The sequence below is a fragment of the Mesorhizobium sp. WSM4808 genome (assembly GCF_055811675.1).
On record NZ_JBVVQX010000004.1, the window covers coordinates 160,259 to 174,244 of the forward strand.

Here is a 13,986-nt window from a genome sequence, read left to right on the forward strand (position 1 = left end):
AGATGTGATGATGCGGTTTAATGCCGGCGCTTCGAAAAACAGGGGACGACGGGACGGCAGCTTGTCCGCAATTGCCGATGCGGACGGCGATTCCCGCGCGCTGGCGGTTTACACGCGGCGGCGCGTGGTCTTAATTCGGACCGAAACAAAGCACCCGCTTCAAGGAGGTGCTGCACCGGCGAGGAAATCAAGAACATCATGGCCAGGAAAACCGAGAACAGCGGTCCGTCCGTCAGTGCGCAGGAAGCGCTCGAATTCCACGCCATGGGGCGGCCGGGCAAGCTGGAGGTCGTCGCCACCAAGCCGATGGCAACGCAGCGCGACCTCAGCCTCGCCTATTCGCCTGGTGTCGCGGTTCCGGTTCTGGCCATCGCCGAGGACCCCAGCCGCGCCTTCGACTACACGACGCGCGGCAACATGGTCGCCGTCATCTCCAACGGCACGGCCATCCTCGGTCTAGGCAATCTCGGCGCGCTGGCCTCCAAGCCGGTGATGGAGGGAAAGGCGGTGCTGTTCAAGCGCTTCGCCGATGTCGATTCCATCGATCTCGAGGTCGACACCGAGGACGCCGACGAGTTCATCAACTGCGTGCGTTTCCTCGGGCCGTCTTTCGGCGGCATCAATCTCGAGGACATCAAGGCGCCGGAGTGCTTCATCATCGAGCAGCGCCTGCGCGAGTTGATGGACATTCCCGTCTTTCACGACGACCAGCACGGCACCGCGATCATCTCGGCCGCCGGCCTGATCAACGCGCTGGAGATCACCGGTCGCGACATGAAGACCACAAAAATGGTCTGCAACGGCGCTGGCGCCGCCGGCATCGCCTGCATCGAGCTGATGAAGGCGATGGGCTTTGCGCCGGAAAACATCATCCTGTGCGACACCAAGGGCGTCGTTTTCCAGGGCCGCACCGAAGGCATTAACCAGTGGAAATCGGCGCATGCGGTCAAGACCGAGGCGCGCAGCCTCGCCGAGGCACTCGATGGCGCCGATGTCTTCCTCGGCCTCTCCGCCAAGGGCGCGCTGACCACCGCCATGGTGCAGTCGATGGCCAAGAACCCGATCATCTTCGCCATGGCCAATCCCGACCCGGAAATCACGCCGGAGGAGGTCGCCGAAATCCGCACCGACGCCATCATGGCCACCGGGCGTTCTGATTATCCCAACCAGGTCAACAACGTGCTCGGCTTTCCCTACATCTTCCGCGGCGCGCTGGATGTCAGGGCAACCACCATCAATGACGACATGAAGATCGCCGCCGCGCAGGCGCTGGCGGCATTGGCACGCCAGGATGTGCCCGACGATGTCGCCGCCGCTTATCAGGGTAACCGGCCGAAATTCGGCCCCAACTACATCATCCCGGTGCCGTTCGACCCGCGCCTGATCTCGGCCATTCCGATCGCGGTCGCCAAGGCGGCGATGGATTCAGGCGTCGCCCGCAAGCCGATCCTCGATCTCGACCGCTACGCGCAGGAGCTGTCGGCCCGCCGCGACCCGATCGCCTCGACCCTGCAGCGCATCTACGACCGGGTGCGCCGCCAGCCCAAGCGCATCGTCTTCGCCGAGGGCGAGGAGGAACAGGTCATGCGTGCCGCCGTCTCCTATGTGAACCAGCGGCTCGGCACCGCCATCCTGCTCGGACGCGACGACGTCATCAAGGAAAACGCCAAGCACGCCGGCATCGACCTCAACAAGCAAGGCATCGAGATCATCAATGCCAGGCTGTCGCGCCGCAACGGCATCTACACCGACTATCTCTACGAGCGCATGCAGCGCAAAGGCTTCCTGTTCCGCGACTGCCAGCGCCTGATCAACAACGACCGCAACCACTTCGCCGCCTGCATGGTGGCGCTGGGTGATGCCGACGGCATCGTCACCGGTGTCACCCGCAACTATTCGACCGCGCTCGACGACATCCGCCGCGTCATCGACGCCAAGCCCGGCCACCGCGTCATCGGCGTCTCGATCGTGCTGGCGCGAGGCAAGACCGTGCTGGTCGCCGACACCGCCGTGCACGATATGCCGAATGCCGAGCAGATCGCCGACATCGCCGAGGAGGCCGCGGGCTTCGCCCGCCGCATGGGTTATGAGCCGAGGCTCGCCATGCTCGCCTATTCCACCTTCGGCCATCCGCAGGGCGAGCGCTCCGAACGCGTCCAGGAAGCCGTGCGTATCCTCGACAAGCGCCGCGTCGATTTCGAATATGACGGCGAAATGGCCGCCGACGTGGCGCTCAATGCGCGGGCCATGGCGCAATATCCGTTCATAAGGCTGACCGGCCCGGCCAATGTGCTGATCATGCCGGCGTTCCACTCGGCCTCGATCTCGACCAAGATGCTGCAGGAACTCGGCGGCTCGACCGTGATCGGCCCGCTGCTGGTGGGGCTGAACAAGCCGGTTCAGATCGTGTCGCTGAACGCCAAGGACAGCGATATCGTCAACATGGCGGCGATTGCGGCGTATACGGCGGGGACTTGACGTTGTGGCAAGAACTGTATTGCTGTCAATTATTCGCTGATGATTACTTGACCAGTATTGCAAGCTATGCGATCGAAGAGTCTGGGTGATGGTGTAATGGAAACATGCCGCAAGGAGTCTAGTCGGGTTCGATTCCCGGCCACCAAAGGGCAAGTGATATTGCCTTTTGGTGGCCGGGAGTTCTGAATTAATGGCCCTCAGTGCACCAGGTCTCTACAAAGCCCACGTTCTGAATTTGCAGGCTGTGCACGATGGCATCGTTCACACTGAGCGAGAGCTACGTGCGGCCCTCGCCAGAGAAGATAAGCCGTCAACAGATACGCTGATCAAAATCCTCTTGCTGCTCACTGGAGCTTGGGCTGAGTGCCGCTTAAAAAAGCTTCTATATGAGCCCTCTGGTTTTGATGACTCGGCCCGCAAGAAAATATCGGACAAGCGTTCACAGATTGAGTCGTGGCAATCGTCACTCGAATTGGGATACCGCAAGCGCTACGGAGTACCGAAAGCAAATCTGTCCGAGCACACGCTAAAGCCTACTGCGCTAATGAGATATGGTGCGCTTGCGGACGTTATTAAGAATGATTTGGCTCCTATAATTGAAATGCGAAATACCCTGGCGCACGGGCAGTGGAGCAGGCCACTGAACTCGGAAGAGACAGATATATCAAACTCTATGATAGCAGCGTTAAAAAAAGAGAACGCTTTGTCAGTTCGGTTCAAATTGTCGCTGCTTGAAGCACTCGCTATGTTGATACACGATTTGGTATCTTCTCCGAATGCTTTTGAACGTGATTTCGATTTGCATTTTAATCAGATAATATCGACGAAACGGAATCTTAAAACAAGAAATTATGAGAAGTGGAAATCGGAAATGGTTTCCAAATACAAACGAGGGAAGGTCAAGAGATTTCCCAGTAAGTCAATCGGACAGATTGCGCCAGTTCCGGTTGCAGAAGAGGATTCCTTGGGAAGTGGAAGACTCAAGGGTCTAATGCGTGGTCTTTTTCGCTTGGAGTAGCGCAACAGTATTATTACCGTCTGCGAACTATAGTTCGCAGACCCGGGAGGACATTAACCGATCCTACTATCTGCAACAATAACTCCCTCACCCCGGCGCGAACACGCGCGCGGCCTCGACGACCTCGTCGACCTGATCATGCCGGAGCAGGTCGATGGGAACGCGGCCATCGAGCTGCGCCGAGGGGCGCGTCAGCCACAGCCACGCCAGGTCTGGGATTGCTGATCAGGGACAGCACGTCGCGGATGCCCGCCACCGGCCTGCCGTCGACGAACTGCGCCAGCGGGAAGACATGTTTGCGGCCGCCCTTGCGCAAGGCGATGACGTCGCCCCGCCGCTGCCAGCGATGCAGCGTCGAGCGGGCGATACGTAAATTCTCTTCCAGGTAGGTCGAGCCGGCGACGCGGCCCGCCCAGTCCTCGATCAGCATCGATTCGAGGTCGTCGGACTTTGGCAGCGAAGGGGGCTCGACATCGGCCAACAGGGTCGTCGGTGGATTTGTAGCGCCGGCAATGCCGGCTTCGCTGCGGCGCGCGGCCTCGGCCGCCAGTGCGCGCACGAATTTCGAGGCCAGGCCGGGAAGGTCGGCATGGATAGCGTCGATAGCGCGCTGGTGCTTCGGCGACAGCAAGGTGACGGCGGATGCTATGCTGCCGGCGATCTTGCCGACCGAGACCATGGTTGGCCTGTTGATGGCCTCGTCATAGTGGGCAAGCGCGCGTTCGACGTCCTCCGCGACCATCTCGGCGAAGTCGTCCTGCTTGACGGCGGTTGTCTGAAATCTGTTCATGCATCTGTCTTCCGGGCCGCACGCTCCTCCCACGGATGCGGCCGGTTGTTGGACTTCTAGAGCGGAAAGCGGAAATCGCGGCGGCAACAGATACAGCGGCCCGACAGCTTGCTGTCTTGCATTTCTTGACACCCCAACTGGCTGTTGGCGCCCGAAATGTCAGTCGCGAGGCGCCTCGATTGCGTGTAGGTGCGATGTGTGACAGCCGCGCGACGGTGAGAAGCGGAGGCGGCCTTCCCTTCTCCCCCTGTGGGAGAAGGTGGATTGGCGCGCAGCGCCAAGACGGTTGAGGGGTGTTGGACGGAGTACCGTCAGTGCCAAGCTGGAGCACCCCTCATCCGTCGCCTTCGGCGACACCTTCTCCCACAGGGGGAGAAGGGAAGAGCTTTCTCTACAGCAACCCCGCCTGCTCAGCCTCGCGGCGCAGATTCTGCCGTGGCCTGGGGCCGATCTGCTGGATCACCAATCCGGCCGCCAGTGAGCCAAGGTCGCCGCAAGTCTGCAGGTCGCGGCCTTGCGTGTAGCCATGCAGGAAGCCGGCGGCATAGAGATCGCCGGCGCCCGTCGTGTCGACCAGTTCCTTGATGGCGGTCGCCTTGATGACCACGGTCTCGTCGCCGCGCACGATCACCGAGCCTTTTTCCGAGCGGGTCACGGCGGCGATCCGGCAATCCTTGCGGATCTGGGCCAGCGCCTCGTCGAACGACGACGTCTGGTAGAGCGACTTGATCTCGTGGCTGTTGGCAAAGACGATGTCGACCGTGCCCGAACGCATCAGCTCAAGGAATTCGTCGCGGTAGCGGTCGACGCAGAACGAATCCGATAGCGTCATCGACACTTCTCGGCCTGCTGCGTGCGCCAGCTTCGCCGTCTGGCGGATTGCCTCCTTGGCGCGCGGCGGGTCCCACAGATAGCCTTCGAAATAGGTGACCTTGGCGCCAGACGCCTTGTCGGCTTCGACATCCTCAGGGCCAAGCTCGACGCAGGCGCCGAGATAGGTGTTCATCGAGCGCTCGCCGTCGGGCGTGACGAAGATCATCGAGCGCGCCGTCGGCGGCTCACCCTTGAGCGGTATGGTGTCGAAGGCGACGCCCTGCGCATGGATGTCGTGCGCGTAGATTTCGCCGAGCGCATCGTTGGAGACCTTGCCGAAGAAGGCGGCGCGGCCGCCGAAGCTGGCGACGCCGGCCGCCGTGTTGCCGGCGCTGCCGCCGGAGGCCTCGATCGCCGGGCCCATGCGGCTGTAGAGCAGTTCGGCGCGTTGTGTGTCGATGAGGTTCATCGCGCCCTTGATGATGCCGTTGGTCTCGAGGAATTCCTCGTCGCACTGGGCGATGATGTCGACAATGGCATTGCCGATGCAAAGCACGTCATAATCCGGCATCAAAATCTCCGCCAAAACCCGAGCCGGCTTCTTGCCACGCCGGTCCGGCGCGGGTCTAGCGATTTGAAACCGGTTTGCCTAGGGCGTGACACGCAACTTTGGCGGAACAGGCAAAAGGCGCATCAGCCGCGAGGCGCTATGACAATTCGACCGTGGCCGAAGCATTTCATCGCCGGACCGCCTACAAGCCTGGCTCACCCGATCCCGTTTGAAGGCGAGCCATGCCGACAAAGAACGAGCCTGCAAAGAACGACATGACCACCGACCTTGCGCTGCTCGTCGTGCTGGCGGTGCTCTGGGGCGCCTCCTACACCTTCATCAAGATCGGCGTCGAAACCATCCCGCCGGTCACCTTCATTGCCGCCCGCACCCTGATTGCCGGTGGTATCCTGTTTGCCATACTCCGCTGGCGCGGGCTCGCCATGCCGGGCGATGCGGCAAGCTGGCGCCGCTTCGCCTTCCAGGCCTGCCTCAACAGCGTCATCCCGTTCACCCTGATCGCCGCGGCGGAACGTTCGGTCGATGCCGGCCTCGCCACCATCCTGAACGCGACCTCGCCGATCTTCACCTTCCTCTTGACAGCGCTCATCACCCGCCACGAGCCGGTCACGGTGCGGAAGCTGATTGGCGTCGGCGCCGGCATTGCCGGCATCTGTCTCATCATAGGCACGCAGGCACTGGGTGGTCTCGGTCACGAGTTGTGGGCGCAGTTGGCCATCGTAGCGGCAACAATCTGCTATGCCGGGGCCGCCATTTTCGGCCGCGGCTTCAAGGGTCTCGATCCGATGCTGCCTGCCGCCGGTTCGATGCTGTGCGGCGCCGTCATCCTCGTGCCCCTCAGTCTGGTGTTCGACCAGCCGTGGACGCTGGCGCCTTCGGCCGCATCGATTCTGGCCCTGCTCGGCCTGTCGGTGTTTTCCACCGCATTGGCCTTCGTCATCTATTTCCGCCTCATCCACACGTTGGGTTCGGTCGGCACCACCTCGCAGGCCTATCTGCGGGTGCCGATCGGCGTCGGCATCGGCGCCCTTTTCCTCGGCGAAAGCCTAGGCTCGACGGCATGGCTGGGCATGGGGTTTGTCGTGGCTGGGGTCGCCGCCATGACCATTCCGGTTCGAAAGCCAGCATTTGCGCGGTAGAGCAATTCCAGGACAAGTTCGAAGCGGTTTTCCCGGGAAAAGCGCATAGCGCTCTCCCCTTGGGGACTGCGTCAAAGCAAAAGAACCGGCCTGCTTGCGCTCATGCCGTGCTCTGCTTATCTCGGAAGTATCCGCCTTTTCGACGGTGTCTGGTGTGACCTGGGGGTAAAGCACGGTGATTTTCGACGCTGCCCGCACTGCGGCCTTCGAGCTGCTCTCGCCTCCCTTTCGGGCCGTGTTCCTCAAGACATTGGGTCTGACGCTGCTGGCGCTTGTCGCCTTGTGGTTCGGCCTGACCAGCCTCGTCGAGTGGCTCGCCCTGCCGTGGCTGCAGACGCTGTTGCCCGGCATACCGTCCTGGGCCGGCTGGCTGGGTGGCATCATCGCCGCGATAGCGCTTGCCTTCGGCATGGCATTGCTCATCGCGCCGGTGACGGCTGTTGTCGCCGGCCTGTTCCTCGACGATATCGCCGAAGTGGTCGAGCGCACCGACTATCCCGGCGATCCGACCGGTCGCGCCATGCCGGCGCTGCGCTCGCTGGTGCTGTCGGCGCGATTCCTCGCCGTCGTCATTCTCGGCAACATCGTCGCCCTGCTGCTTCTGCTGGTGCCGGGCGTCAACATAGCCGCCTTCTTTATCGTCAACGGCTATCTGCTCGGGCGCGAGTTCTTCGAATTCGCTGCCATGCGCTTTCGCGGGGAAGAAGAGGCCAGGGCCTTGCGCAGGCACTATGCCGGCACGGTGTTTCTCGCCGGGCTGCTCATCGCGGCTTTCCTCGCCGTGCCGTTGCTCAACCTGCTGACGCCGCTCTTCGCCGCCGCCGTGATGGTGCATCTGCACAAGGCGATCTCGGTGCGGGAAGTGGCTCGCTCCTCGCGCCGCTGAGCATTTTCTTCAGCGCAACAGGAATCCGCGTCCGAGCTCGTCGTCCGCTTCGACGATAAACTCCGTCCTGCCACTATAATAGGCGCGGCCGCCGACGCGGGCGATGATCGCCCCGTGCGGGCCAGCCTTCGCCGTCCGCACCACGGCTCCCGAAAAACGCGAGCCGGCAATGCTTTCGAACATACGCGTCTGCCCGATCGCGATCTCGCCCTTGGCATGCATGGCCGCCAGCCTTGCGGTGACGCCGGACCCGGTCGGCGAGCGGTCGACCTCCGCCTCGGCGAAGACGCAGATGTTCTTGGTCACCCCATCGGAAAAAGCATCGCGGCCATCGGTCAGGATGGTGCCGTAGAGGAAGGCAAGGTCGCCGTGGTCGGGATGCGACAGCGGAAATTCGGCCTTGAGCCTGTCCGTCAGCGCGGTTGCCGCATCGACGAAATCGCGCACCCGGCTTTTGCCGAATTCGAGCCCGAATTGGTGACAATCGGCCAGCGCGTAGAAAGCGCCGCCATAGGCGACGTCGAAGCCGATCGTGCCGTGGCCCGCCAGCTCTATCGTCTGCCCGCCGGCGAACAGGAACGCCGGCACGCTTTCGAACGACACCGCACCGGCCTTGCCGTCCCTGACCTCGACCGAGGCGACGACCAGCCCGCACGGCGCCTCGATATTGACTGTCGTGATTGGTTCCTGTTTCGCCACCAATCCTTCATCTACGGCGTAGCGGCCGAGCGCGACGATGGCGTGGCCGCACATCGTCGAATAGCCCTCATTGTGCATGAACAGCACGGCGAGGTCGGCGCCGGGCAGGTCGGGTTCGACCAGCAGGGCGCCATACATGTCGTAATGGCCGCGCGGCTCGAACATCAGGATCTTCCTGAGATGATCGAGATGGTCGCGCACATAGGCGCGCTTTTCCAGGATCGTGCCCTTGGGGACACTGGGATAGCCGCCGGTGACGATCCTGAGCGGCTCGCCGCCGGTATGCATATCGACGACGGTAAGCGTCATGCGATGGGCCCCGTTCAAGCTGAAGACTTGCCGAAGAGGGCTTGCAATTTGCCGAACGGCATGGCGGCGCGGGTGAAGCCGAAGGTGCCGTCCTGCTGGATCTCGCGCGCCGCCGTTTCCAGCATGCCATAGGCGAAATTGGTCAGCCACGGCCCGAGCGAGATGCGCTTGACGCCGGCCATGGCGAGGTCGGCGATGGTGAAGCCAGGCTTTGCCATGACATTGACCGGCTTGTTGACCGCCGAGCAGAGCGTGCGGATCATCTCGACGTCGCCGATGCCGGGCGCATAGAGCACGTCGGCGCCGGCCTTCTCGAAGGCCTGCAGCCGCTTGATGGTGTCGTCGAGGTCGGACTTGCCCCACAGGAAATTCTCCGCCCGCGCGGTGAAGACGAAATCGCGCTTCAGCGCCCGCGCCGCCTCCGCCGCCGCCGCAACGCGCTCGACGGCGTGCGCGAAATCATAGATCGGCTTGTCCGGATCGCCGGTGTGGTCCTCGATCGAGCATCCGGCAAGGCCGGCCGCTTCGGCCGCGAAGACGGTTTCGGCGGCCTGCTCGGCGCTGTCGCCCTTGCCTTTCTCGAGGTCGGCGGAGACAGGCAGGCTGGTCGCCGCCGTCACCTCGCGGCAATGGTGGATCATCTGGTCGAAGGTCACGGCGCCATCCGGCAGGCCGCGTGAAAAAGCAAAGCCGGCGCTGGTCGTCGCCAGCGCCGTGAAACCGAACGAGGCCAGCAGCTTCGTCGTGCCAATATCCCAGGGATTGGGCATGACGAAGGTCGAGGCATGCAGGTCGCGAAAGATCTTGCCCTTGTCCATGGTAGTTCCCCCATCATGTGCGGTGTGGCTAAGCGGATTTTATCCTGCCCGATTTGACCGGGCAAACGAATGCGGTTGGTTCAGAAGCGATTGGCGTTCTCTCCTGCCAATTTGTCCAGCGCGTCGGAATCCTTGGTGTAGCGCGATGTCTTCTTGTCCCAGTGATAGGTGACGGAAATCTCGTGGGACTCTGGTCTGGGCGGAGTGTCGTCACAGCTTTCGCCGTTCAGCACAGTAGAGTCGGTCACGGTCACCTTGATGGCGGCATAAGGCTGGCCGTCGCCTACGGTCTGCAAAGTCACGTCCTGCTTGCGGCTGTAGGCGCACAGGTTTTCGTCGAACGTATAGATCATGTCGATCGGTTCGAACTTGTCGTCGCGGATCATGATCAGCGGCGTGATCACATAGTTCTGGCTCGAATTGAAATGCGCGCTCATGGTGATGAGGACGTCATCGTTGGCGCTGACCGAAAGTCTGCCCGGCTCGTGGAAATAGGTGCCGCGGTCGAGCGCGACATTGACGGCGTCGAGCAGCTTTGGCTTGGCCGTGATGTCGTAGAGCGCCAGCACCGCATAGCCTTCGGCGCTGTCGGGAGAATCGCCAAGGTCGAACAGCATGGTCAGCCGATCCTTGCCGCCGGCCTTGATGGCGAGCACCGCGGCATTGGAAAAGCCCGAAGTCTCGGGCGGCGAACCGCCGCTGTCCGGTCCCTCGATATGACGCATCTCGATCGGCAACCCACCCCTATAGAAGCCGTCCTTGTCCGCAGCGAGATCCGGAATGACCATCCTCGCGAGGTCGAGATAGGTGACATCCGTGCGGCCGGGCAGAGCGCTGCCGAGCTCCGGAAAGCTGATGGCTTGCGCGCCGGCCGCGGTCCATAGAAACGGCGCCAGCATCAAGGCGAGGATGAGGCGGAGCAGGCTGGGGTTCATGCGTGGCCTCGAGTTGGCGGCGCCAAGCTAGCACGGACAATCGAGGCGTACAGCTGCAGGCTGAAGATCAGGTCAGTGGATCGGCACCAGCCCGGCCAGCTCGCGCATGTCGTCGAACAGGATGCCGCCGGCCTGGATCAGGCCGGCGCGGTCGGAATAGGGATCGGCATGGTAGGAAAACACCCGCATGCCGGCGGCGATCCCGGCCTGCGTGCCGGCGACGCTGTCCTCGATGACGATGCAGTCGGCAGGCGCGAAGCCCATGGTCTTGGCCGCATGCAGGAACAGGTCCGGGAACGGCTTGCCACGGCTGACCATGGTCGAGGAAAACATCGCGTGTTCGAACAGCGGCAGCAGCCCGGTCTGGCCAAGCGTGATGTGCATCTTCGACACCCGGGCCGAGGTGGCGACGCAATAGGCGATACCGGCTGAACGCACGGCTTCGACGAACTCGCGGACGTAGGGGATCGCTTCGACGCCGTGGGCAAACAGGTCCGGCAGGCCGGCGTTCCAGCGATCGACGAAACCGGCGCCGAGCCTGACGCTGGTCTCTTCTTCGATCTCTTTCTGCACCGACGCCATGCTGCGGCCGGAGAAATTCTTGCGGCAATATTCGAAGCTTGTCGGATAGCCGGCAGCAGTCAGCCATTCGGCGAGACGCCGATTGGCCAAATTCTCTGTATCGACCAGGATCCCGTCGCAGTCGAAGATGACAAGCTTAGGCAGTTCAGGCATCAGGCGGTGCCGGTCGATCCGAACCCGCCCGCGCCACGCGCCGTACCACCGGCCAGACTGCGCTCTTCCACGGTCGCCTGGGCCACCGCAGCGAAGATGATCTGGGCGACGCGCATGCCGCGCGTCACGGCAAAGTCTTCATCGCCGAGATTGATCAGCAGCACCTTCACCTCGCCGCGATAGTCGCTATCGATGGTGCCGGGCGTGTTGAGGACGGTCAGGCCGTGCTTGAAAGCAAGTCCGGAGCGGGGCCGCACCTGGCCCTCCATGCCTTCCGGAATTTCCAGGATCAGCCCGGTCGGCACCAGAGCGCGCTTTCCCGGAAGGATCAGCAGCGGCCGGTCGTCCGGCACAGCGGCGCGCAGATCCATGCCGGCGGCACCAGTGCTTTCATAGGCGGGAAGGGGAAGTCCTTCAGCATGCGGCAACCTGACGAAGCCGACGGTCGGACCGATGACGGAGGAAGTTTGAAGGGCTGCGCGCATAAAATCGATCCTATCGGCGCGAACGGCGATTCGGTCAACTCGACTGTAATTCTATCAACGGCTTTCTTTTGGGCGGCACGATGGCCGGTCCGGTAGTTTGTCGCCTAACTGTTCGAATTTCGATATGTTGGCCGCATGGATAATCAGGCCGATGACCAACCCGACATCTTAGCCCTATTGAGAAGCACTGCAGAGTCTAGCAAGCGTCTCGCTGAGGCCATGTTGAAGGCCTATGCAGCAAACGCTTTGCCAGAACCAGCGACGCCGGACGATATCGCTCATTGGAAACAGGTTTTGGTGGATGCCAAGTCAGAATTGCTAAGGCTACACGAGGCCCACCGGACCTAAAGACCAGAAGCGCCCAGTTCATACCGAGACACTACCCAATCCCACATGCGCTGCCCCTAACGCAGTTCCATCGGAACGACGGTCGTTTCCTTGATTTCCTCCATCACGAACGACGCGGAAACGTCCGACAGCGCCACCTTGGCAATCAGCCGCTGATAGAGCCGATCATAGGCCTTCACGTCGGCGACGCGGGCGCGCAAGACATAATCGAGGTCGCCGGACATGCGGTAGACGCCGATGATCTCGGGAAAGCCGGTCACCGCCGCCCGGAACTTCTGCAGCCACTCCGGATCGTGGTTGGACGTGCGGATCAGGATGAAGACGGAAAGGCCAAGCCCGAGCTTTTCGGCATCGACCAGCGCCACCCTGCCGGTGATGACACCAGCCTCTTCCAGCCGCCTCACCCGGCGCCAGCAGGCATTGCGCGACAGCGCCACCCGTTCCGACAGCTGGTCGACCGACAGCGTGCCGTCGCGTTGCAGCTCAGTGAGCAATTTCCGGTCGATTTCGTCAATTTCCAGCGTCATGTGGGATGTTTGTCCCAAGGATCACCGAAATACAAGGACATTTTGAGACCGATGAACCGGCGAAGCGTGTCAGGATACTCATATCAGGAACTTGAAGCGCTGAAGGGGAACCAGCATGTCGGTCGCAAGGATTTTCACCTCTCATCCGGCCAAGGTCGGCGAAACCTATCTCAGTCATATGGCTTTTGCCGCCTGGTTTTCGTCGCGCCTGTTGATGGCGGCTTGTGCTGCGCTCGTTCATGCTTTCTTGCCATTTCTGTTTGAAACTACCGCCAGCCGAATCGTTCGCGAGCTTTACGAGCGGACGCACAACAGAGGCACACACGCGATCAAGGAGCCTGCGGCTCTTATGGATCGCGCCTAGAGGACGACAGAAGCGATGTGCCGGTGGGCGGCCTATCTCGGTGAAGCGGTCTTTCTCGAAGACATCCTCACGGCGCCCTGTCACTCGCTGATCGCCCAGAGCCATTGCGCCCAGGAAGCGAAATCGCCGACCAATGGCGACGGCTTCGGCCTTGCCTGGTATGGCGACCGCCCAGAGCCGGGTCTCTATCGCGATATCCTGCCGGCCTGGTCCGATCCCAATCTGAAAAGCCTGTGCCGGCAGATCAAATCCGGCCTGTTCCTCGCCCATGTACGGGCGTCCACCGGCGGCGCCACCAGCCGCATGAATTGCCATCCGTTCATCTCCGGCGCCTGGTCGTTCATGCACAACGGCCAGATCGGCGGCTTCGAGAAGATCCGCCGCGCGCTGGAGAATTCGCTGTCAGACGCCGTCTTCGACCAGCGCGAAGGCACCACCGATTCCGAACTCTTTTTCCTGCTGATGATCGACGAAGGGTTGGCCGGCGATCCGCAAGGCGCGGTGTCCCGCGCCACTAGCCGCGTGCTCGAAGCCTCGCGCCGCGCCGGCCTCGAACCAGCGCTGAAGCTCACCGCCGCCTTCTCGGATGGACAGGCGCTGCATGCGGTGCGCTATGCCACCGACGCCCACGCGCCGACGCTCTACACCTCCGTCTTGCGCAAGGGCGGCGGCCGCTGCATCGTGTCCGAGCCGTTCGACCGCGAGGGCGGCGACTGGCAAGCGATCCCGCCATCGAGTTTTGTCACGATGACGCGGGACGGCATCAGCATTCGCCCGTTTGCTCCAGCGGCGGCAAAGCTGGCGCTGGTCGGGTAAGTTTCTTCGCCGGATCGCAAATGCTGCAAAGTCGCGGGCCAGCGCCCCCTCTGTCCTGCCGGACATCTCCCCCTCAAGTGGGGAGATTGGCAGCTTCGCCGACCGCGCGTTCTTGCAACGTTGAAGATTGGCGAAAGCCGTGACGCTATCCAATCTCCCCACTTGAGGGGGAGATGGCCGGCAGGCCAGAGGGGGGCGCCGTAGAGTGCCGACATCGGCAGCACAACTTCGATCAAGCACTAGCGAATACCGAAT

The 13,986-nt window shown here is 62.2% G+C and carries 13 protein-coding genes and 1 pseudogene; 6 read left to right on the top strand and 8 right to left on the bottom strand.

Features of this window, described 5'->3' with window-relative positions:
• Positions 1-198 precede the first annotated feature (198 nt).
• Together AC0L2U_RS08475 and AC0L2U_RS08480 are read left to right on the top strand one after the other, a co-directional pair.
• A complete protein-coding gene (locus AC0L2U_RS08475; RefSeq protein WP_127395289.1) occupies positions 199-2,478 on the top strand; it encodes an NADP-dependent malic enzyme in 2,280 nt (759 codons plus the stop codon).
• A gap of 190 nt (positions 2,479-2,668) precedes the next feature.
• Positions 2,669-3,496 carry a hypothetical protein gene (locus tag AC0L2U_RS08480; RefSeq protein ID WP_128289493.1) on the top strand — a complete coding sequence of 276 codons (828 nt, stop codon included), beginning with the start codon at positions 2,669-2,671 and terminating at the stop codon, positions 3,494-3,496.
• An 87-nt stretch (positions 3,497-3,583) separates the two neighbouring features.
• Here the strand turns inward: AC0L2U_RS08480 and AC0L2U_RS08485 are convergent.
• Positions 3,584-4,286 (bottom strand): annotated as a pseudogene (locus AC0L2U_RS08485) (antitoxin Xre/MbcA/ParS-like domain-containing protein).
• 391 nt (positions 4,287-4,677) lie between these two features.
• Positions 4,678-5,670 carry an adenosine kinase gene (locus AC0L2U_RS08490; RefSeq protein ID WP_292133643.1) on the bottom strand — a complete coding sequence of 331 codons (993 nt, stop codon included), beginning with the start codon at positions 5,668-5,670 and terminating at the stop codon, positions 4,678-4,680.
• Between the two features lie 221 nt (positions 5,671-5,891).
• Here AC0L2U_RS08490 and AC0L2U_RS08495 point away from each other — a divergent pair, with 221 nt between their 5' ends.
• Positions 5,892-6,809, top strand: a complete 918-nt coding sequence (locus tag AC0L2U_RS08495; protein WP_127321750.1) for a DMT family transporter — start codon at positions 5,892-5,894, stop codon at positions 6,807-6,809.
• Positions 6,810-6,984: 175 nt separating this feature from the next.
• Complete coding sequence (locus AC0L2U_RS08500) at positions 6,985-7,695, top strand: sulfate transporter family protein (RefSeq protein WP_473601733.1); 711 nt, start codon at positions 6,985-6,987, stop codon at positions 7,693-7,695.
• Positions 7,696-7,704: 9 nt separating this feature from the next.
• On the opposite strand, the gene AC0L2U_RS08505 is transcribed toward AC0L2U_RS08500, so the two are convergent.
• From AC0L2U_RS08505 to AC0L2U_RS08530, 6 genes are all read right to left on the bottom strand, one after another.
• Positions 7,705-8,703, bottom strand: coding sequence for a proline racemase family protein (locus AC0L2U_RS08505; protein WP_127398287.1), 999 nt, complete (start codon positions 8,701-8,703; stop codon positions 7,705-7,707).
• A gap of 14 nt (positions 8,704-8,717) precedes the next feature.
• On the bottom strand, positions 8,718-9,521 hold the full coding sequence (locus AC0L2U_RS08510; RefSeq protein WP_128287500.1) for an isocitrate lyase/PEP mutase family protein: 804 nt from the start codon (positions 9,519-9,521) through the stop codon (positions 8,718-8,720).
• Positions 9,522-9,601: 80 nt separating this feature from the next.
• Complete coding sequence (locus AC0L2U_RS08515) at positions 9,602-10,456, bottom strand: hypothetical protein (RefSeq protein WP_127808109.1); 855 nt, start codon at positions 10,454-10,456, stop codon at positions 9,602-9,604.
• Positions 10,457-10,528: 72 nt separating this feature from the next.
• On the bottom strand, positions 10,529-11,191 hold the full coding sequence (locus AC0L2U_RS08520) for an HAD family hydrolase (RefSeq protein WP_127408497.1): 663 nt from the start codon (positions 11,189-11,191) through the stop codon (positions 10,529-10,531).
• Positions 11,191-11,676 (bottom strand): dUTP diphosphatase, encoded by a 486-nt coding sequence (gene dut, locus AC0L2U_RS08525; RefSeq protein WP_127396467.1) that lies wholly within the window; start codon positions 11,674-11,676, stop codon positions 11,191-11,193. The genes AC0L2U_RS08520 and dut overlap by 1 nt, the downstream gene beginning before the upstream one ends.
• Before the next feature lie 404 nt (positions 11,677-12,080).
• Positions 12,081-12,551, bottom strand: coding sequence for an Lrp/AsnC family transcriptional regulator (locus AC0L2U_RS08530; protein ID WP_127332244.1), 471 nt, complete (start codon positions 12,549-12,551; stop codon positions 12,081-12,083).
• A gap of 115 nt (positions 12,552-12,666) precedes the next feature.
• Here AC0L2U_RS08530 and AC0L2U_RS08535 point away from each other — a divergent pair, with 115 nt between their 5' ends.
• Together AC0L2U_RS08535 and AC0L2U_RS08540 are read left to right on the top strand one after the other, a co-directional pair.
• A complete protein-coding gene (locus tag AC0L2U_RS08535) occupies positions 12,667-12,915 on the top strand; it encodes a DUF6356 family protein (protein ID WP_128287501.1) in 249 nt (82 codons plus the stop codon).
• Positions 12,916-12,930: 15 nt separating this feature from the next.
• Positions 12,931-13,731 carry a class II glutamine amidotransferase gene (locus tag AC0L2U_RS08540; RefSeq protein WP_127266625.1) on the top strand — a complete coding sequence of 267 codons (801 nt, stop codon included), beginning with the start codon at positions 12,931-12,933 and terminating at the stop codon, positions 13,729-13,731.
• Positions 13,732-13,986: the final 255 nt, after the last annotated feature.